Genomic DNA, 19,958 nt, shown 5'->3' with positions numbered 1-19,958 from the left:
TTCAGGGGATTTAGGGGTTGTGCACGGGAGAGACTCCAAAGTTAGCGTCACTCAGAGGGAGTGAGCGACCGAAGAGTCTCCTAAATGGATAACATGATTCTGCGCTTCATTGCGTTCCCCTCTGAAAGACGAATAAAAACATGGACATAGATCAAGTCAAATCACAGTTTCCAATTTTTCGGCAGAAAACCCCTACCGGCAAAGATTTGATTTATCTAGACAATGCTGCCACCAGCCAGAAACCACAGTCAGTCATAGATGCCATCACTAATTACTATTCTAAAGAGTATAGCACCGTAGGTAGAGGAGCATACTGGCCTGCCAATGTGAATACGGTTAAAATCAATCAAGTTAGGTCAAAGGTTAAGAACTTCCTCAATGCACAATCAGAGAAGGAAATTGTATTCACTGCTGGCGCAACGGATGGCATCAATAAGATTGCTCGTAGTTTTCTGGCTCCCAAATTAAAGTCAGGTGATGTGATAATGATCTCACAAGTCGAGCACCATGCCAATCTTATTCCGTGGCAAGAGCTTTGCAAAGCCTATGGAACTGAGCTTTTGGTTATTCCTGTGTTAGAGTCTGGTCATCTGGATTATGAGTGGATTAAACAGAACCTGTCAGAGCGAGTCAAGCTGTTAGCGTTATCTGCTTGTTCCAATGTGCTGGGTATTAAAAACGATATCAAGCGAATTACTACAATGGCTGAAGTCACTCAAACTCCGGTTTTAGTAGATGCAGCCCAAGTTTTAAGTCACAATCGGGTAGACGTTCAGGAATGGAACTGTGACTTTTTGGTATTTTCAGCTCATAAGATGTTTGGCCCAACAGGTGTGGGAGTGGTTTATGGTAAGCAAAGCTTATTCAATGAAATGAAGCCTTTTAATTATGGGGGAGGTATTGTCAAGGAAGTAACTTTTGAAGCTTCTAACTATCAGGATATTCCACATAAGCATGAAGCAGGTACGCCTAATATTGCAGGTGTTTTGGGTTTGGGGGCGGCAATAGAGTTTATCAAGCAATTGAGCCAAAATGAGACAGATACCCACTTAGAGGAGTTGACCAACTACGCATTAAGCTCTCTTAAGGCCATTAATGGCTTAAAAATCATGGGTGGAGAACAGGATAAAGCTCCGGTTATTTCATTTACAATTGATGGAATTCATCCCCATGATATCAGTACATTTTTAAACGAAGAAGGCATATGTGTTAGAGCGGGTCATCATTGCGCTCAGCCCTTGCTTCAGCGGTTCGAGGTTCCTGCAAGCGTTCGGGTTTCCTTTGCTATATATAACACCAAGTCAGATATCGATAAACTGGTTATGGCTCTCTTAAAAACTCAGGCATTTTTCTCATGAACGAAAGACTGAAATCTCTGTATCAAACGGTTATTCTCCAGAAGTCCAGAGAAGATAAATATGTAGGGAAATTGAATGATTTCAGTTTAGAATTTAGGGCATACAACCCAATGTGTGGCGATCAATTCGATTTGCAAATATTGATTGAGGACAACAGTTTTAAATGCTTGAAATACAGTGGTTCTGGTTGTTCTATTTCAAGGGCTTCAGCAGCTGTGTTGTGCGAACATTTACAGGGTGTAGAGCTAGATACAGTAAGGCAAAAAGTAGAGTTGTTCTTAGAATTAGTAGATGCCGATTCTGACAAACAACCGGAAGAACTGACTGATGATGAGAACCTCTTGGCGTTTGCGGCAGCGAGAGAATTTCCAGAGCGCAAAACTTGCGCTGACTTGAGTTGGAAAGAGTTACTTAACCAATTAGATACCCTCAATCAAAGCTGAAAATGCTTCCTTGACAAGTAAGAAATCCGCTCAACTCTTTACATGAAATCGAACGGGTGAATGATGGCATATACTGAAACGCCTACGAAACGTAGCGGATACTGATTTTAGACTAACAATCAATCGTTCAGCCGAATTACACTTTGCCTCACGTGTTTCTCAAAAAGCATGTGCATAATCCCATCTTTCAAACCCACATCTGGTACCAATATTCGTTGAATATTGGCCGACTTCATCGCGTGCAAATAAATGTCTGAGGCGGGTAAGATCACATCAGCCCTGTCAGGATTCAGGTGTAACTTGAAGATCCGTTCGTCTAAAGTATGGCTTGCCAAATGCTCTTGCACTTCCAATATCGACTCAATTCTCATGAGCCTTGTCTTTGTTTTAGCACCAGAAAGCTCATAGATTTTATTGATGTTCCCACCAGTCCCGATGGCGGTAATGGCTGTTTTAGCACCCTTAACCTGTGCTTCAATCCATTGACTCATTCGTTTTAATACTCCTTTAGGAGAATCATTTTCAATGGTTCTAACCGAGCCAATTTTAAAAGATTCAGACTCTATTTTTATACCATCTTTAATTAGGTTGAGTTCTGTACTTCCACCACCAACATCTACATGTAGAAAGGTGCCTTTGCCTAGTTTTTCCATTACCACTCGGTTAATCAGCTCAGCCTCTCTTTCACCACTAATAATGTTGATTTTTAAGCCTAAAAGCTCTTTCACCTTTTTAGTAATCTCTCTTCCATTGGCCGCTTCGCGCATGGCAGATGTGGCACACGCATAGTACTGATCTACCTCATACAAGTCTATTAATAGCTTAAAGGCATTCATAAGCCTGATAAACTTATCTTCAGACTTTTCACCAATCTTCTTGAGCTTGAATACGTCTTGACCGAGGCGCAGTGGAAAACGGACATATTCTAACCGTTTAAAATAGTGCTGGCCTTCATAAGTCATCACATGTGTGACCTGAAAGCGAATGGCATTGGATCCTATGTCGATAGCGGCAAGCTTCATTATTCGAATTTAATAGCAAATATCTGCATTCCGATACTCCCTAGATCTTTTTATAGAGTGACAGAAATACATGTAATAAATACTTAACAACACGCTGTTGTTTTTGCACTACTGTTTCATTTTATTTGATAATGCGCACCAAGTGTTTTCTATTCCTTCTTACTGTCTTTGCCTTGTTGGGCTGCTTTGAACCGCCTCCAGAATTTCCCGATTCGGATATCGAAGGGTACAAACCAATATATGCATCAGACTCCAATAATACGGTTGAGCTTCAAGGTGCTAGAAGCATAGACAACCCTGGTCAAATTTATGTGAAGGGTGAGCTTTTATTGATTAACGAAATAGGTGAGGGGTTGCACATAATTGATAATTCTGATATCAGCTCTCCGCAAAACCTAGGTTTTTTAAAAGTGCGTGGTTCTGAAAATATGGCACTCAAAGATGGGGTGCTCTATATAAATCAGTTTAATTCTTTACTGGTGATTGATGTGAATGATATTCAAAATTTCAACATCATAGCCAAACATGAAGACGTGCTCAATGGTAACTCATATGAGGTGCCTGTACCTCCAGTAAGCGGTTATTATTTTGAGTGTGTAGATCCTAGTAGGGGCCAGGTAATAGGCTGGCAGCTCACCACTATAAACAGTCCGAAATGCTACAGATAAAAAGGATCTTGTTCCTGGTTTGGGTTGTTTTGGTATTCGCTTGCGAATCTGACAGCAACGATTTTAATCCGAGTTTAGGTGGAACGGGCACTGGTGGTTCTTTGGCAAAATTTACTATTGTTGGAGATAATCTTTTGGTACTTCAATCGGGGAGTGTAATTCAATATTTTATTGGCGCTGACGGTGATTTAGTACTTGTGAGGGAGTTGCCTTTTTTTGCTTCCAACTTAGAGACAATTTTTCCTTATGGAGATAAGGTATTTATAGGTAGTAATGATCAGGTTTACTTTCTTGGCTTTGATGGCGATAACAAGCTAGACCTACTTTCCTCGTACAGGCATATTACGGCATGTGATCCAGTTGTGGCTGCTAACGGAATCGCATTTTCTACCCTCAGAAATACTGGCTGTCGGTTTAATTCAGATGAGGTGTTAGATGTAATAGATATATCGAATATCGAGAACCCTCAACTGATAAAAAGCTATCAGACTGAAGCACCTTACGGACTGACAGTAAATGAGCAAAATCTTTTTGTTTGCGAAAGGGGTGGGGTGGCTATGCATGACATCAGCGATCCTCAAAACATATTGACTAAAGGTTTTTTAGAGTTTACAGGAGAAACGCCTTTAGATCTTATCCATACGCAAGGTTATCTGATTGTGAGAACCGATAAGAATATTTACAATATGAGCTACACTGCCTCTGGAGTACTTACTGTTTTGGCCAAAGTGGAATGATGAAATATTTATTCTCCCTGTATTTCTCCCTGCTTTTTAGTTTGAACCTAAGAGCACAGTACGTACAAGAACAGCCAGATTCAACTTCCTCTAACTTCCCCAGTTTTTCTATAAAGTACTTTCCATCTCACTTAGTTGGCCATTTTCCATCACATCTTTTTGGTGCCGAACTGATGCTGAATGAATCATTAAGTCTGGAAGGCCGATATGGGAGACTCATAGATAGAGATGTCTATGATTATGACCAAACCTATTACTTCAATAAATCGGGTTTTAAGTCGTCATTGATGCTTAAATTATATATGAATAAAGCTGACTTAAAGAAGGGAGCCGTAGCTTCGATCTTTGATTCTGATGGCCGTGATGAGACTTTTCAGCCTTACCTCGGGGTTGAATTTTTCTACAATCAGATAAATCATGATAGAGAAAGAACCTACAAATTATCTTGTGGGGCTGCTTGTTCATATTACAGCGAAACCGTTTATGGATTAACGCAAAATCGTTGGGGAGGTAGGCTTCATTTAGGATTTATAACTCCCGTGGCTGGCCCTGTATTTTTAGATTGTTCGGTAGGTCTAGGACTTATGAAATGGCGGGTTATTGCCGATGACCGTAAGCCTGAAGACTATGAGCATCAGTATGGTTACAATCTGGAAGAAGATGGTGGCCAGTCAGTAATTCCCGCAGCCGACTTAAATATTAAAGTGCTATTCAGAATATTTCGATAAGCGAATTATTAATTATTCGACTGTTTATTATTTAAAGAATCGCTTACTTTGCAGAACTTATCAAGAAAGACGGAGGGACTAGGCCCGAAGATGTCTTAGCAACCTGGGTAATACCTGGTGCTAATTCCTAGCTCCGAGCTTTCGGAGAAAAGATGAGAATAACCCCTCCAGCATTTCTAGGTAAGTCAAAACGCAGAAGCATGGCTTACAACATAGAAGAAATACTTAAGCAAAGAATCTTGGTTTTAGATGGTGCTATGGGCACTATGATTCAGCGGCATCCGCTTACTGAAGAAGATTTTAGAGGAGAAAGGTTCAAGGATCATCAGCATCCGTTGAAGGGAAATAACGATCTACTTTCCATCACTAGACCAGATATTATCAAAGATATTCACAGGCTTTATTTTGAGTCTGGGGCAGATATTGTTGAAACCAATACATTTAGCGGTACTACAATTGCTCAAGCAGATTATAGCTTAGAAGATGCTGTCTATGATATCAACTTTCAATCGGCTAAGATTGCCAGGGAAGTAGCAGACCAAATAACCGCTAGTGAACCTGAGAAACCACGATTTGTTGCTGGTTCAATTGGCCCAACCAATCGCACAGCGTCTATTTCTCCAGATGTAAACGACCCTGGTTTTCGAGCCATAACCTTTGACGAATTAGTTGAGGCTTATGAGCAACAGGTTATAGCCTTAATTGAAGGTGGTGTAGATATGCTTTTGGTAGAAACCGTTTTCGATACTCTAAATGCTAAGGCTGCTCTCTTTGCCATAGAGAATGTATTTGAAGTAAAAGGCTTTAAGCTTCCTATTATGGTTTCTGGAACCATTACCGATGCCAGCGGAAGAACGCTTTCTGGTCAAACCACCGAGGCTTTCCTAATTTCTGTTTCTCATATACCAATTCTTTCTATTGGGCTGAATTGTGCCTTAGGTGCTGCCCAGCTGAGACCTTATTTGGAAACGCTTTCAGACAAAGCTCCATTTCATACCAGTGCGCACCCGAATGCAGGCTTACCTAATGAGTTCGGCCAGTATGATGAGACACCAGAAGAAATGGCGGCTCAAATCAGCGATTTTCTCAAGTCTGGTTTCTTAAATATAGTTGGAGGCTGTTGCGGAACCACACCAGATCACATTCGCCTCATTGCGCAAGAAGCTGCGAAGCATTCACCAAGATCAATTAAAAATTTAGCTACAATTTAATGAGCCAAGTAACCCTAAAATTATCCGGCCTAGAGCCACTGATTGTTACTCCTGAAAGCAACTTTGTTAATGTTGGGGAACGAACCAATGTAACGGGTTCTAAGCGTTTCGCAAGGCTCATTAAGGAAGAGAAGTATGATGAAGCGTTAGAAATTGCACGTGATCAGGTTGAAGGTGGAGCACAAATTCTAGATGTCAACATGGATGAAGGTATGCTCGATGGAAAGGCCGCCATGGTGAAGTTCCTCAACCTCATTGCTGCTGAGCCAGACATTGCCAGAATTCCAATCATGATAGATTCTTCCAAATGGGAAATCATTGAAGCTGGTCTAAAATGCATTCAAGGCAAAGGGGTGGTAAACTCCATTTCTTTGAAAGAGGGTGAAGAAGCTTTTATTGAACATGCGAAAAAAATTAAGCGATATGGTGCTGCTACTGTGGTTATGGCCTTCGATGAAAAAGGACAGGCAGACACTTATGAGCGAAGAATAGAGATTTGTAAAAGGTCTTATGATGTACTAGTTGATAAGGTTGGCTTCCCGAAGGAAGACATCATTTTCGACCCGAATATATTCCCAGTAGCTACTGGAATAGAAGAGCATAATAACAACGCGGTAGACTTCTTTAGGGCAACCAAATGGATCAGGGAGAACCTTCCAGGTGCTCATGTGAGCGGAGGAGTAAGTAATGTATCTTTCTCATTCAGAGGGAATAACCCCGTTCGTGAAGCCATGCATTCGGCTTTTTTATATCATGCCATTAAAGAAGGAATGGATGTTGGCATTGTAAATCCAACTATGTTGGAAGTTTACGATGATATTCCGAAGGAATTATTGGAAAGGGTGGAAGATGTACTCTTGAATAGAAGAGATGATGCCACAGAAAGATTATTAGAGTTTGCTGAAACCGTTAAAGGGGTAGGGAAAACTCTGGTAAAAGATGATGCTTGGAGAAAAGAATCAGTTGAAAAACGGCTTGAGCATGCCCTAGTAAAGGGAATAGTAGAGTTTATTGATGATGATACGGAAGAGGCCAGAAAGAAATACCCAAAGCCACTGCATGTAATTGAAGGGCCATTGATGGACGGAATGAATGTGGTTGGCGACTTATTCGGTTCAGGGAAAATGTTCCTGCCTCAGGTAGTTAAAAGCGCCCGAGTAATGAAAAAAGCGGTGGCCTATCTGTTACCATATTTGGAGGCTGAAAAGAGAGCTGCAAGGAGTGAAAGCCCCATCCCGACCTTCCCCACTGGGGAAGGAGATTCGCCTTCTTTCCAAACCGCTGACCCTAATACTTATACCAAGTTGAAGGAATTTGCAAGCGAGTTACGAAAGAATGAAACTGAAGCGGAAAGGATACTTTGGGCAAACCTAAGAGATAGTCAAATTGATGGTTTTGAATTCAGAAGACAACATATAATCGGTCACTATATCGCTGATTTCGTATGCCTTAAGTTGAAATTGGTGATTGAGATCGATGGTTCTATTCATCAATTGCCTGAAGTAAAAGACAATGATCAGTTCAGAACAGAATGGTTGGAATCTCAAGGGTTTAAGGTAATCCGTTTCACAAACCGCGAAGTAGTTTCTCAATTAGAACGAACCAAGTTAGTCATTGCCAATACACTTTGGGAGATTGTTGAAGAAGCATCTCCCACCTTGGGGGAGAACGAGAGGGGGCAAGAAGGTTCTGCGAAGATTCTCCTTGCCACAGTAAAAGGTGATGTCCATGATATCGGTAAGAACATTGTAGGAGTGGTGTTGGCTTGCAACAACTTCGATATTGTCGATCTGGGTGTAATGGTCCCGGCAGATAAGATTCTCGATGCGGCCATAGAGCATAAGGTAGACTGTATTGGTCTAAGTGGCCTGATTACCCCTTCACTTGATGAGATGGTTCACGTTGCCAAGGAAATGGAACGTAGAAGCATGAAAGTTCCACTTCTAATTGGTGGTGCTACTACTAGCCGAATTCACACCGCTGTAAAAATTGACCCGGTTTATTCTGGTTCTGTGGTTCATGTTCTAGATGCTTCAAAGTCGGTGCCCGTAGCTGGTGAGTTGATTAGTAAAGAAACTTATAACAACATCTACACGAGAGTGAAAGATGAATACGCCCAGCTTCGAGAAGATCACGCAAACCGCAAGGTAATCAAGAACTATATCTCTCTGAAGGAAGCTCAAGAGAACAGAGTTAAGATCGATTGGTCAACTAAAGAGTTTGTGAAGCCACAAGTCTTAGGCAATCAGGTATTTAATGACTACTCAATTGAAGAAATAAGTCAATACATTGACTGGACTCCATTCTTCAGTACATGGATGCTTAAGGGCAAGTTCCCAAGAATCCTTGAAGATGAAGTGATAGGTGAAGAAGCGAAGAAGCTATATGCTGATGCACAAAAAATGATTCAGTTAGTTATTGAGAAGAACTTACTGTTTGCGAATGCAGTCGTTGGGCTTTACCCAGCAAACGCCATCGGAGACGACATTGAAGTTTATACCAATGAATCACGAACTGAGGTGCTCAAAACTTTCCATATGCTTCGCCAGCAAGGCAAGAAGGGCAATGGTATCCCAAATTTATCTCTAGCAGATTTTGTGGCTCCAAAGGGCCAAGGCCAAGACTACATTGGAGGTTTTGCCGTAACCGCAGGAATAGGAATTGAGCCATTGCTAGAGGCTTACGAGAAGGACCATGATGATTATAACTCCATCATGATTAAGGCTGTTGCCGATCGTTTGGCAGAGGCATTCGCTGAATTGATGCATGAAAAGGTGAGGAAGGAGCTTTGGGCCTATGCCGTGAGTGAATCTTTCGATAATGAGTCTCTGATTAAGGAGAACTATCAAGGGATTCGTCCTGCTCCAGGATACCCAGCCTGTCCTGAGCATACAGAGAAAGGAATTCTTTTCGATTTACTTGAAGTAGAAAAGAACACTGGAATTAGCCTAACGGAGTCATACGCAATGTATCCTGCCGCCTCGGTTTCTGGCTTCTATTTTATGCATGAAGAAGCCAAATACTTCGGTTTAGGTAAAATAGAAAAAGACCAAGTTGAAAGCTATGCCACACGCAAGGGCTGGACTATTGAAGAAGCCGAAAAATGGCTAGCTCCGAACTTGTCTTACGATGTTTAATCTAGGCACTGAGTACTAAGCACTAATTAACCAAGAAATGAAAGTCACTGAACATATTAAAAACGCAGAAGGAAAAACGCTCTTTAGCTTTGAGATTCTACCTCCAGTAAAAGGGGAGAGTGTACAGAGCATATTTGATGCAATAGACCCTCTAATGGAGTTCAAACCTCCTTTTATAGATGTTACCTATCATCGGGAGGAATACATGTATAAGAAGCGTGAAAATGGTCTTCTGGAGAAAGTGACAACCAGAAAGAGACCTGGAACAGTCGGTATTTGTGCCGCTATTCTCAATAAGTATGGGATAGATCCTGTACCTCATATCATTTGTGGTGGTTTCAATAAAGAGGAAACTGAAAACGCATTGATTGACCTGGACTTCTTGGGGGTAGAGAATATCTTAGTGCTGAGAGGAGATGCCATTAAGTCAGAAGGTCGGTTTGAGCCAGATCCAGATGGGCACTCTTATGCGACAGAATTGATGGATCAGGTGAATGAACTGAATCAGGGGATTTACCTGCATGAAGAAGTCACGCGTAACCCGACTAACTTTTCAATTGGAGTGGCAGGGTACCCGGAAAAGCATTTTGAGGCTCCTAGCCTGAAGTCTGATATGAAATACCTGAAACAGAAAGTAGAGAAAGGGGCAGACTATATTGTTACTCAAATGTTCTTCGACAATAAAAAGTACTTCGATTTTGTCGACAAGTGTAGGTCGAATGGAATCGATGTGCCTATCATTCCAGGTTTAAAGCCTATTACTACACTCAAGCACATGAATATTTTGCCAAGTATATTCCATGTAGACTTGCCCGATGATTTGGTTGATGCTTTAGACAAGTGTAAAGACAATGCTGGTGCTAGAGAAGTAGGAATTGAGTGGGCTATTCAACAATCAAAAGAATTGATGGAAGCTGGAGTTCCTGTCCTTCATTACTACACCATGAGTAAGAGCCAAGTAGTAAGAAGAATTGCTGAGGCATTGTTTTAACTGAGACGAGTTAGAATGTCATTCACGCTTAAGCTAAAATAATAGATAGCTAGGGTAGCTCCCTGTAAAAAGGTAATGGGGTGAGCACTTCAGATATGGATGGTTAACAAATTGTGCTACAGGTGGTTTTGTATAAGATTGTTCTTTATGCTCAATTTTGCGTTAATTAAATAACTCTTTTGCTACCCAAAGCCACCATATTGTGTCTGTTCATTTTTATCTTGATGAATCAATCATCAAAAGGGCAGTCATTAAATTGGTATAATGTAGCACCAACTGATAACCTTGGTACGGTATCTAATTTTATCGATGGGGAATCTGATATTAATGGAGATTTCTATTTAATAGTAGATTATAAAGACGGATCCTATTTCGACTCTAAGGGGACAGTTTCATTAGGTGAAGGGTTGAATTTGCTTAAAATAAACTCTAAGGGGGAAGTAGTTTTTTCAAAGCTTATCTCCACTAGAATGACTTACAGAACCATGAGGTTTAATTCTGAAGGTTCTGGTTACTTGGTCTTTACCGGGGAGGGAAATCCATTTTTAAGCATTGATGGGCAAGTTTTTAGTGGAACAACAGAAAGTGCTGGTGCCATTCTTATATTAAAAATCAATTCACAAGGCAATTTTTTAGAACCTACTGTGCTTTCAACAGAAGGTAAAGTATACGAGGGGTTCTTCCAGTTTCACTTAACCAACGATAACGGTTTTGCCTTTCTGTATGGGGTGGAGGGTAATGTTGTGGACGATCTGGAAGATGAACTTTACTTACGAGAAAATTTAGCCTTTTTTGATTCAAACTGGCAGAAAGTAAAGGAAAAGTCATTTTCTGCTCATACACAGAATAGAGCTAATTTCGGTGTGCGATCCTTCTTATTGCATGGCTTGGCTCAGGCTCCCTCTGGCGACATTTATTTAACAGGTTACGCTAACTTAAATGAAACCACAAGCCTAGGCACCAACTTGAACTTTAAGAATAACAGATCCAATGGAATTTTAGTAAAGTTAGATTCCAATTTGGATTTAGTTTGGTCTAGATCTTTGGCTTATTATCAAGCCGATACATCCAACCCTGTGGTCCTTCCAGATGGGAAAGTAGCTTTCCAGACTAGCTTTCATGAGTATGTTGAAGGAGAAAGTCCTGAAATTATAGGAGCAGAAGATGTATTCTCTAGAGGTGCAGACTTAGAGGGTTATTTAACCCATCTCATAATTTTCAATGAAGATGGTGATGTTGAAAGAGCTTCATCTATGGACAGGGTATTGGTAGAAAGACAGATGGATTTCGACAAATATTTAGACCTAAATGGCATGGGCAATTTAACAATGCCTGTTCTCATTTTTAGCTCCGATGGACCAATTAATGTGGCCTATAGCGATAGTGGTAGTGATCAAATATATGAGGAGGAAACGTTCAACAGAAATCAACAATACTTTGGGTTTCTAGAATTCCTTGTTACCGGAGATTACAGTCAAAGAAGAATTGTAAAGAGAAGAGGAAATACCAGGGTTGAAATGAATATGGGAGTGGTTAATTCTCCCATTTGTGGTTCTTACTTTATTTATGGACAGTTCTTCAATACATTAGATCTAGGAAATAGTGAAGATGGTAGCGATGAACTCGTGCTTACAAATACAGATGGAACAGGAGATTATTTTGTAGCTAATTATCAGAATGAAATACCTAGAATATTCGATTATGAAGAAGAACATATTTCCTGTGATCAGGAGCGAATTGAAATACCTTTTAGGGTTTCTGATGAAGATGTTAACTCCCTTGAATATAATATTGATATCAGTGATAACACATTTCTGAAAAGCAGTAATGTACGGTTAAGTATACATGAGGATATAGGTAAAGTCATAATAGAATATGTAGGTTCACAAGACTGGCAAACCGATATTACGCTCAGAGTTACTGATTTATGTGGTTTTTTTAGTGAAGCAAAGATTTTCGTAAGCCGAGGAAGCACACCAGAAACACCTAAACTAAATGTAAGTGATGAGGTAGTTGAGATTTGTGAAGGGGATTCTGTAGAGCTTATTTCAAGTATAGATTCTAATAATATTTGGTCTAACGGTGAAAACTCTAAAAGCATTATTGTCACAGAACCAGGTGAATATTGGGTAAAACAAGTTTCTCCATCTGGCTGTGAAAGTGAAAATTCTGATACCGTCAGGGTTATTGTTTTTCAGCCAACCGTTCAACCAATCATTACTAGTTCAGCATCTACCACGCTATGTTTTGGTGAATCTGTAACTCTCTATTCTTCTTTAAAGGGAGGCATGTTATGGTCTAACGGAGAGCAAGGAGATAGCTTGGTAGTAGAGGAGGCAGGTGTTTACAATGTAGTTCAGGTTTCTGAATGTGGTGAAGGTATTGTGTCTGAAGATGTTGAGGTAGTGATTAAACCTGTTCCCGATAAGCCGGTTGTTTCGGTTATCGGGTCTACTGTAATATGCGAAGGTGAACAGATAGTCTTGCGCTCCTCTCAGGCAACAGGTAATCTTTGGTCTAATGGAATGACAGATAGGGAAATCACTGTTAGTAAAACTGGAAAGTACTGGCTCAACGTTGTGTCAGATGGTTGTATAAGTCAAACTTCCGATACCGTAAACTTGCAGGTAGACCCACAGTTCGAGCTATCACTCGTAGATACACGAACCCTTTGCGATGGATTCGATACTATAGTACTCATTCCTGAGTCAACCGCTCAGAGTCCTAGTTTTACATGGTCTACTGGAGAAACTAGTAAAGAAATATATGTCAATCAAGTTGGGGAATATTGGGTTGAAGTGTCAAAAGGCGAATGCACTAATAGAGCATTTGTTCAGGTATTAAACGAGTGTAAACCTGTAGTAAGTGTTCCTAATGCTTTTTCTCCCAATGGTGACGGTATAAACGATACTTTCGAAATAATGGCAAGAGGCCTTTATTCTTATGAGTTATACATCTTCGATAAATGGGGCGGTCAAATCTTTTATACTAAGGATTTTAACGAGGTGTGGGATGGAAGTAATAGTAGCGGAGAATGGCCTTCTGGGCAATATCCTTATAAGATTGTTTATTCAGGTTTAATAGACAATAAGCAGGTTTTCTACTCTAAGAAAGGTACTATTAAGTTGGTTCGTTAAGACCTAAACCATCTCTTTAATGGTTTCTACAAATCTGTCTAGTTCCTCTGTAGTTGTATATAAGTTCGGGGTTATTCTGCAGCCATGAACACCCACACCATCGATAGCTACTGTCCATATATTGTGATCATTCATTAGCGATCGAGCCATTTCAGAAGGCTTCATCCCTTTGATTCCTACATTAGCAATAGCGCACGATCGACTTTTATCAGTAGGAGTATTGAGCACAACGTTTTCTATGCCTCTTACTTTATCAACCCAATAGTTTTGAAGATACCTCAACCGGGCTTCTTTCCGTTCGATGCCTATCATATTATGGTATTCAATGGCGTCCATAATAGTTAGGTCGGTGGCTACTGGGTGAGTACCAGTATGGTTAAGTTTTCTGATTTCACCAGGCTGGGTTTTGCCTTCAGCAATCAGTGGCCAAGTTTTATCAATATGTTCTTTCTTGATATATAGAAAACCAGCACCAAGAGGAACACTCAGCCATTTGTGCAAACTCGTACCATAGTAATCGCAGTTTAGCTCCTTGATATTAAAGTCTAGATGTGCAAAGGCATGGGCTCCATCAACCATTACTTCAACTCCCATGCTGTGCGCCATCTCACAAATTTTTCTGATAGGAAGAATATGACCAGTAATATTCACCATATGGCAAACCATTAATAGTCTGGTTTTTGGTGTAATGGCTTTTCTGTATGCGTCAACAATCACCTCATCTCTAGATGGGTTCATCGGAATGTCTATTGCCTTTAATACAATGCCTTGTCTAGATTGTACCTGCTTAAACATGTTCAGCATGGCACCATAGTCTTGATTGGCCATAACTGCTTCATCACCACGCTTCCAAGGAAAGCCCTGGATGATTGTGTCTAAAGACTCCGTAGTATTTCTGGTAATGATCAGTTCATCGCTCTTACAATGCGCCAGCTTAGCCAATGCCTCAGCAGATTTGGCTTTGTTTTCCCATTGCACGGTACGCATATAATAGGAGGCATGGTAGTTTACTTCTCGAATTCTTTCTAAATACCGCTCCAAAGTTGGCTGTGGCAGCATGCAGTAATAGCCGTTTTCCAGATTAATATATTCGGGTTTAAGCAGATAATCTTGTCTAATCTTGGCCCAGAAATCTTCGTTCTGTGCAAATTCTGCCTCACTTTGACAAGCATAGTGATCTGAGAGCTTCCGTATTTCTCGAAAGAATGGAGTAGTTGCCAAAGAGGCACCCATCAGGTTTTTCAGAAAAGTACGCTTGTCCATGAGCTCTGTTTTTAGAGCAAGAAGATAGTCTTAATTGAAAATTTGGACAAATATTTTTTGGTTAGCCAGGTGTTACAGTTCACTAATAACACCTGATTATCAAGGTTTAGTGCATAAAAAAGACTGTTAGATCTGAATATCTAACAGCCTTATATCGAATCAATTATTTGTTACTGAAACTTCTTGTTGTAGTCTGCGATACTCTTTCTAATAATGTCTTTAGCCGTTTGAGCATCTTGGAATTCTTCTACAGCTACTGTTTTGTTCTCTAACTTCTTATAGTCTTCAAAGAAGTTTCTCATCTCTTTAATATAGTGTGCAGGAAGTTCCGAAATATCATTGAAGTGTTTAACAGACATGTCATTGTTAGCTACAGCTATAATTTTATCGTCCATTTCACCACCATCTAACATGCGCATTACACCAATAACTTTTGCTTCAACCAAACACATTGGAACAATAGAGATCTGCGATAAAACCAAAATATCTAAGGGATCATTGTCGTCACAGTATGTTTGAGGAATGAAACCATAGTTATGTGGATAATACATGCTAGAGTAAATTACTCTATCCATTTTGAGCAAGCCAGTTTCCTTATCTAGCTCATACTTTGCTCGTGTATTTTGAGGAATTTCTATAATGCCATTTACAATATCTGGGGCATCTTCACCAACCGGAACCTTGTGCCAAGGATTATTCTTATCAATCATTTTTATGCCTTTTCGCAAAGGTAAGGATTGAGTTAAAAAAGTGAGTACTATTCTTTACAGTTTAGGTTAAGACTGTATTACGAAAAAGGTAAATAATGATGATGCACGAAGCGATTCCAGCCTTTTTTAGTCTTCGACTCGACTACCCAATGAAAACCTTCATGTTCATCTGGCCAATAGACTTGTCGTGCATATCCGCCTGGCATTTGTGCTTCAAAACATAAAGCTTCTGGGTGAATGTCTTCTGCAGTGGCCAAATGCCCAAGGGCTTGCTTACCATCCGATTGAAAAGACCAGAAGTTGACCTCTTTATCTCTGTTTACTCCAAATAGGGTAAGGTCTTCATAATCAAGGTTATCAGACTTCCAATGAGCACGTAATTCTACATACTTACCTTGAAGCGTTTTGGTAAATTTTCTTTTACAGCTAAGCTTCGGTCTGTCGTCACTATTTTCCTCAGCAATCCATTCACCCATAAGTGGTTCGAAAATTCCGAGTTTGCCACGTCCTTTTTTCCAGTTCATTGTCTCAATTTTTTAAGCTTGTGAAGAAGGAGAAATTGCGAATAATCGAACTCATACTTTTGGGTGAATTGCTATTGTGGCCTACAAGGTAGCCTTCATTTTACCGTTAAAAGCAGACTACTTCTTCGTTAAACTAAATATATCGGTTCTTCTGTCTTTTAGATTTTTAACACTGCCAACATTGTGCAGTTCGGTCAATAAATCAACATCAACATCGGCAATTACAATCATTTCGGTGTTTGGTGTTGCTTCTGCTTTAATTCCATTTGTAGGGAACTGGAAGTCGCAAGGAGTAAACACCATAGATTGTGCATACTGAATATCCATATTATGAACATTTGGTAGGTTGCCCACACTACCAGCAATGGCAACATAACACTCATTTTCTATGGCCCTAGCTTGAGCACAATGTCTCACTCTAGAATATCCATTCTGTGTATCAGTTAGGAAAGGAACGAATAGTATATCCATGCCATCATCAGCAAGCAAACGAGAAAGTTCAGGGAACTCAACATCGTAGCAGATTAGAATCCCAATCTTTCCGCAGTCAGTATCAAATGTCTGTATTTTTGAACCTCCGCTCATTGCCCAAACCTTTTTCTCATCAGGTGTAGCATGCAGCTTTTCGTAACGATCAATTTTTCCGTCACGTTTACAGAGATAGCCAACATTATAGAGTTTGTCATCTACCACTTCAGGCATACTGCCAGCAATAATATTGATGTTATATGAAACTGCTAAATGAGAAAATTGCTCGACAATATCAGGCGTAAATTCTGCTAGCTTTCTGATGGCATCGGCTTCGCCCAAGTGGTTGAACTCTGCCATTAACGGAGCGTTGAAAAACTCAGGAAACAGGGCAAAATCACTTTTATAACCGCTCAATGCATCTATAAAGTACTCCGCACTCTGAAGTAACTCTTGAAGCCCTGAGTAAGAACGCATTTGCCATTGCACTATACCCAAACGAACAACCGTTTTAGTGATCTTGGCACTTTTTGATGGTGGCTCATAGTAGATATTGTCCCATCTGAGCAATACAGCAAATTCTCCACTTGCTTCATCACCTTCCAAATAACCTTTCAAGATAGAAACAGGGTGGAAGTCGTTAGAAAGTTGAAAATTCAATACCGGATCGTGAATCTCCTTCAACCTAACCCTTTCAATGTATTCTTTAGGGCTTAATTCGTCTACATGCTTATGGTAGTTAGGAATTCTGCCACCAAACACTATTCCTTTAAGGTTCAACCGCTCGCAAAGGTCTTTACGGTAGTCATACATTCTACGGCCAATGCGCATGCCTCTAAACTTAGGTAGAATGAATACTTCAATACCATATAGAAGGTCTCCATTGGAGCTATGGGTGCTGAAAGTATAATTTCCTGTAACCTGCTTGAAAGTGTGTTGTTCTTTGAAGCTCTTAGACTTTACCATAATGGATAGCGCGCACCCGGCAATCTCTCCATTTACTTTCACCACAATTTGCCCTTCCGGAAATTTATTGAGTAGAGACTGAATATGATGTTCTTTCCAATATGCATCTGGCATACTAGAATAAGCACTGATCATGGCAGCCTTCAATTCCTGATAGTCTTCTATCTTAAGGAATGATAGCTCAATGTTTTGAAATGTCTTATCCATATTAAATAAATCCTTTACAATGTTCGACCTATAATAGGCCAAGGTCGGCTGGCAGAATCAATAAATTAACAAACAATGGTGTACAAAAAAACCCGTCAAAAAAAGACGGGTTTAAAAATATCATGTTTCAGTAGAGCTTATCTCTCACTTAAAGAAACGTAAGGTCTCAAATTAGCACCAGTGTAAACCTGTCTTGGTCTTCCGATAGGCTCTTTGTTCTCTCTCATTTCTTTCCACTGAGCAATCCAGCCAGGTAGACGACCCATAGCGAACATTACGGTGAACATGTCGGTAGGAATACCTAATGCTCTGTAAATAATGCCTGAGTAGAAGTCTACGTTAGGGTAGAGCTTTCTATCTACAAAGTACTGATCGTTCAATGCCTCTTCTTCCAAGCCTTTAGCAATATCCAATACGGGATCTTGAACACCAAGCTTCTCTAACACATCGTCAGCTGCCTTTTTGATGATTTTAGCTCTTGGGTCGAAGTTTTTGTAAACTCTATGTCCGAAGCCCATTAGACGGAACGGATCGTTCTTGTCTTTCGCTTTAGCCATCCACTTCTTAGTATCTCCACCATCTTTTCTGATGTTCTCCAACATCTCAATAACCGCTTGGTTAGCACCACCATGCAATGGTCCCCATAGGGCATTAATACCACCTGAGATAGAAGCGTATAAGCTAGCGTGAGATGAACCCACAATTCTTACAGTAGAAGTAGAGCAGTTTTGCTCGTGATCTGCGTGAAGAATCAATAATTTATCTAGTGCATTTGCAACCACAGGGTCTACTTCGTAAGCCTCTGCTGGGTTAGCAAACATCATTTTCAAGAAGTTGCCACAGTAATCTAATTTGTTATCCGGGTAGTTTACTGGGTGTCCGATTTGATTTTTATAAGACCAAGCTGCGAAAGTTGGCATTTTAGCAATCAAACGGATAATGCTCATGTCTACCTCAGTAGCCGCTCTATTTGGATCTAGAGAAGCAGGGTAGAAGGCCGTTTGTGCACAAACCAATGAAGAAAGAACTCCCATAGGGTGAGCTGTAGAAGGGAAACCTTCTAAGATCTTCTTTACATCTTCATGTACCAACGTGTGGTTGGTAATATCCGATACAAACTTGTTGTAAGTTTCAGTGTCAGGTAATTCGCCATAAATGAGTAAGTAGGCTACTTCAAGGAAAGTAGACTTCTCTGCAAGATCTTCAATTGAATAACCTCTGTATCTTAAGATTCCTTTTTCTCCATCAAGGAAAGTAATGGCACTAGTGGTTGAACCGGTATTTTTGAAACCTGGGTCAATGGTAATTACTCCGCTAGAACCTCTTAAAGAAGAGATATCAATCGCTTTTTCATTTTCTGTTCCTTCTACTACTGGAAGTTCGAAAGACTTCCCGTCAACTTTAATTTCTGCTGTATTAGACATTTCTAGGTTTGAGTTAACTTATTTTTTCTGCGGCTCGAATGAGTGAGCGAATTTACTCTAATTAACAATGAAAAAAAATTCTTGTTCTACAGACTGAAGATATTTTAATTATTGCCCAATATTAATGGTAAACCGCCTTCGCCTTGTCCAATAACCACCACTTTTGAATTCTGAGATTCAGCTAATTTTAGAGTCGCTTCAATACCTCTCATTTTCAATAAGTTCGGTGTTAAACTGCTATTGACAATTCTGTTGGCCTGTGCTTCACCCTCGGCTGCAATCTTCTTTCTCTCGGCTTCAGATTTTTCTTTATCTAATCTGTATTGATAAGCCAAAGCCTCTTGTTCTTGCTGTAATTTGTTCTCAATAGCCTGCTTAATTTTCTCTGGAAGAATGATGGAACGAATAAGCAGGGCAGTCATTTCAACATTATTGGTTTCATTACCCAACACATTGGCAGTTTCAGTTCTTATTGCAGTTTCAACTTCAGCTCTTTTGGTAGAGAAGATTTCTTCAGCAGTAAACCTACCCATTACCTGACGCACAGTAGATCTTACTTCTGGTACTACAAGCGTATTGATGTAGCCAAGTCTGAACCTTTCATAGATGTGACCAATTCTATCGAATTTTGGGTAGAACCTTACTGATACATCAACCTGAATACTCAATCCGTTTTTGTCTAGCACGTCCATGGTTTCTTCGGCCTTGCTTTCTGCTACATCAAAAGTGATGAGGTCGTTCCATGGTGCCTTCATGTGGAAACCTGGTTGTATGACATTTTCTTTATCTAGGCCGCCAGAGAACTTCTTAAAGAGTACGGCTCTTTCATTGGCCTGAATGGTATAGAAAATACTAGACGAAAGTCCAATAACCACTATTAGAGCAATTACTGATATGATGATAATGGGTAATAATCTTCTGTTATCCATATTGATGAGTTTTAGTTCGATTAATTAAGAGATGG

16 protein-coding genes and 1 riboswitch are annotated in these 19,958 nt (G+C 40.1%); of the genes, 9 read left to right on the top strand and 7 right to left on the bottom strand.

Annotated features, from left to right (window positions below):
- Positions 1–140: 140 nt before the first annotated feature.
- Entirely contained in the window at positions 141–1,358 is a 1,218-nt protein-coding gene (locus AWW68_RS14705) for an aminotransferase class V-fold PLP-dependent enzyme (RefSeq protein ID WP_068222505.1), read from the top strand.
- Positions 1,355–1,801 (top strand): Fe-S cluster assembly sulfur transfer protein SufU, encoded by a 447-nt coding sequence (sufU, locus tag AWW68_RS14700; RefSeq protein WP_068222501.1) that lies wholly within the window; start codon positions 1,355–1,357, stop codon positions 1,799–1,801. Before AWW68_RS14705 ends, sufU begins: the two co-directional genes overlap by 4 nt.
- A gap of 119 nt (positions 1,802–1,920) precedes the next feature.
- Here sufU and AWW68_RS14695 read toward each other — a convergent pair whose 3' ends face one another.
- On the bottom strand, positions 1,921–2,823 hold the full coding sequence (locus AWW68_RS14695; RefSeq protein ID WP_068222498.1) for a Ppx/GppA phosphatase family protein: 903 nt from the start codon (positions 2,821–2,823) through the stop codon (positions 1,921–1,923).
- Between the two features lie 131 nt (positions 2,824–2,954).
- Here AWW68_RS14695 and AWW68_RS14690 point away from each other — a divergent pair, with 131 nt between their 5' ends.
- The 7 genes from AWW68_RS14690 to AWW68_RS14660 all read left to right on the top strand — a co-directional run bounded on the left by AWW68_RS14690 (position 2,955) and on the right by AWW68_RS14660 (position 13,432).
- Positions 2,955–3,491 carry an LVIVD repeat-containing protein gene (locus AWW68_RS14690; protein ID WP_068222495.1) on the top strand — a complete coding sequence of 179 codons (537 nt, stop codon included), beginning with the start codon at positions 2,955–2,957 and terminating at the stop codon, positions 3,489–3,491.
- On the top strand, positions 3,479–4,228 hold the full coding sequence (locus tag AWW68_RS14685) for an LVIVD repeat-containing protein (RefSeq protein ID WP_068222491.1): 750 nt from the start codon (positions 3,479–3,481) through the stop codon (positions 4,226–4,228). The genes AWW68_RS14690 and AWW68_RS14685 overlap by 13 nt, the downstream gene beginning before the upstream one ends.
- On the top strand, positions 4,225–4,956 hold the full coding sequence (locus AWW68_RS14680) for a hypothetical protein (protein ID WP_068222486.1): 732 nt from the start codon (positions 4,225–4,227) through the stop codon (positions 4,954–4,956). The genes AWW68_RS14685 and AWW68_RS14680 overlap by 4 nt, the downstream gene beginning before the upstream one ends.
- Positions 4,957–5,010: 54 nt before the next feature.
- Positions 5,011–5,115, top strand: a riboswitch (SAM riboswitch).
- 41 nt (positions 5,116–5,156) lie between these two features.
- A complete protein-coding gene (locus tag AWW68_RS14675; protein WP_068224177.1) occupies positions 5,157–6,167 on the top strand; it encodes a homocysteine S-methyltransferase family protein in 1,011 nt (336 codons plus the stop codon).
- Positions 6,167–9,304 carry a vitamin B12 dependent-methionine synthase activation domain-containing protein gene (locus tag AWW68_RS14670; RefSeq protein ID WP_068222484.1) on the top strand — a complete coding sequence of 1,046 codons (3,138 nt, stop codon included), beginning with the start codon at positions 6,167–6,169 and terminating at the stop codon, positions 9,302–9,304. The genes AWW68_RS14675 and AWW68_RS14670 overlap by 1 nt, the downstream gene beginning before the upstream one ends.
- Before the next feature lie 37 nt (positions 9,305–9,341).
- Positions 9,342–10,295, top strand: coding sequence for a methylenetetrahydrofolate reductase [NAD(P)H] (metF, locus tag AWW68_RS14665; RefSeq protein ID WP_068222481.1), 954 nt, complete (start codon positions 9,342–9,344; stop codon positions 10,293–10,295).
- Positions 10,296–10,519: 224 nt separating this feature from the next.
- Entirely contained in the window at positions 10,520–13,432 is a 2,913-nt protein-coding gene (locus AWW68_RS14660; RefSeq protein WP_068222478.1) for a T9SS type B sorting domain-containing protein, read from the top strand.
- A 3-nt stretch (positions 13,433–13,435) separates the two neighbouring features.
- Here the strand turns inward: AWW68_RS14660 and AWW68_RS14655 are convergent, their stop codons facing one another.
- From AWW68_RS14655 to AWW68_RS14630, 6 genes are all read right to left on the bottom strand, one after another.
- Complete coding sequence (locus AWW68_RS14655) at positions 13,436–14,695, bottom strand: aminotransferase class V-fold PLP-dependent enzyme (RefSeq protein WP_068222476.1); 1,260 nt, start codon at positions 14,693–14,695, stop codon at positions 13,436–13,438.
- A 170-nt stretch (positions 14,696–14,865) separates the two neighbouring features.
- Complete coding sequence (locus AWW68_RS14650) at positions 14,866–15,405, bottom strand: inorganic diphosphatase (protein WP_068222472.1); 540 nt, start codon at positions 15,403–15,405, stop codon at positions 14,866–14,868.
- Between the two features lie 77 nt (positions 15,406–15,482).
- Positions 15,483–15,929 carry a hypothetical protein gene (locus tag AWW68_RS14645; RefSeq protein ID WP_068222468.1) on the bottom strand — a complete coding sequence of 149 codons (447 nt, stop codon included), beginning with the start codon at positions 15,927–15,929 and terminating at the stop codon, positions 15,483–15,485.
- A gap of 117 nt (positions 15,930–16,046) precedes the next feature.
- Positions 16,047–17,570 carry a carbon-nitrogen hydrolase family protein gene (locus AWW68_RS14640; RefSeq protein WP_068222463.1) on the bottom strand — a complete coding sequence of 508 codons (1,524 nt, stop codon included), beginning with the start codon at positions 17,568–17,570 and terminating at the stop codon, positions 16,047–16,049.
- Positions 17,571–17,707: 137 nt separating this feature from the next.
- Complete coding sequence (locus AWW68_RS14635; protein WP_068222461.1) at positions 17,708–18,994, bottom strand: citrate synthase; 1,287 nt, start codon at positions 18,992–18,994, stop codon at positions 17,708–17,710.
- Positions 18,995–19,098: 104 nt separating this feature from the next.
- Positions 19,099–19,923 (bottom strand): prohibitin family protein, encoded by an 825-nt coding sequence (locus tag AWW68_RS14630; protein WP_068222458.1) that lies wholly within the window; start codon positions 19,921–19,923, stop codon positions 19,099–19,101.
- Positions 19,924–19,958: the final 35 nt, after the last annotated feature.

The sequence above is a fragment of the Roseivirga spongicola genome, from assembly GCF_001592965.1.
In the GTDB taxonomy this organism is placed as follows: Bacteria; Bacteroidota; Bacteroidia; order Cytophagales; family Cyclobacteriaceae; genus Roseivirga; species Roseivirga spongicola.
Note: the sequence above shows the minus strand (reverse complement) of the source record. Positions and strands in the feature narration are given on the sequence as shown.

Bases quoted from the DNA above. Each gene is read 5' to 3' on its own strand.
- AWW68_RS14680 (WP_068222486.1), top strand. From the start codon at position 4,225: ATGATGAAATATTTATTCTCCCTGTATTTCTCCCTGCTTTTTAGTTTG.
- AWW68_RS14675 (WP_068224177.1), top strand. From the start codon at position 5,157: ATGGCTTACAACATAGAAGAAATACTTAAGCAAAGAATCTTGGTTTTA.
- metF (WP_068222481.1), top strand. From the start codon at position 9,342: ATGAAAGTCACTGAACATATTAAAAACGCAGAAGGAAAAACGCTCTTT.
- AWW68_RS14695 (WP_068222498.1), bottom strand. From the start codon at position 2,823: ATGAAGCTTGCCGCTATCGACATAGGATCCAATGCCATTCGCTTTCAG.
- AWW68_RS14650 (WP_068222472.1), bottom strand. From the start codon at position 15,405: ATGATTGATAAGAATAATCCTTGGCACAAGGTTCCGGTTGGTGAAGAT.
- AWW68_RS14645 (WP_068222468.1), bottom strand. From the start codon at position 15,929: ATGAACTGGAAAAAAGGACGTGGCAAACTCGGAATTTTCGAACCACTT.
- AWW68_RS14655 (WP_068222476.1), bottom strand. From the start codon at position 14,695: ATGGACAAGCGTACTTTTCTGAAAAACCTGATGGGTGCCTCTTTGGCA.
- AWW68_RS14670 (WP_068222484.1), top strand. From the start codon at position 6,167: ATGAGCCAAGTAACCCTAAAATTATCCGGCCTAGAGCCACTGATTGTT.
- AWW68_RS14705 (WP_068222505.1), top strand. From the start codon at position 141: ATGGACATAGATCAAGTCAAATCACAGTTTCCAATTTTTCGGCAGAAA.
- AWW68_RS14660 (WP_068222478.1), top strand. From the start codon at position 10,520: ATGAATCAATCATCAAAAGGGCAGTCATTAAATTGGTATAATGTAGCA.
- sufU (WP_068222501.1), top strand. From the start codon at position 1,355: ATGAACGAAAGACTGAAATCTCTGTATCAAACGGTTATTCTCCAGAAG.
- AWW68_RS14640 (WP_068222463.1), bottom strand. From the start codon at position 17,570: ATGGATAAGACATTTCAAAACATTGAGCTATCATTCCTTAAGATAGAA.
- AWW68_RS14690 (WP_068222495.1), top strand. From the start codon at position 2,955: ATGCGCACCAAGTGTTTTCTATTCCTTCTTACTGTCTTTGCCTTGTTG.
- AWW68_RS14685 (WP_068222491.1), top strand. From the start codon at position 3,479: ATGCTACAGATAAAAAGGATCTTGTTCCTGGTTTGGGTTGTTTTGGTA.
- AWW68_RS14635 (WP_068222461.1), bottom strand. From the start codon at position 18,994: ATGTCTAATACAGCAGAAATTAAAGTTGACGGGAAGTCTTTCGAACTT.
- AWW68_RS14630 (WP_068222458.1), bottom strand. From the start codon at position 19,923: ATGGATAACAGAAGATTATTACCCATTATCATCATATCAGTAATTGCT.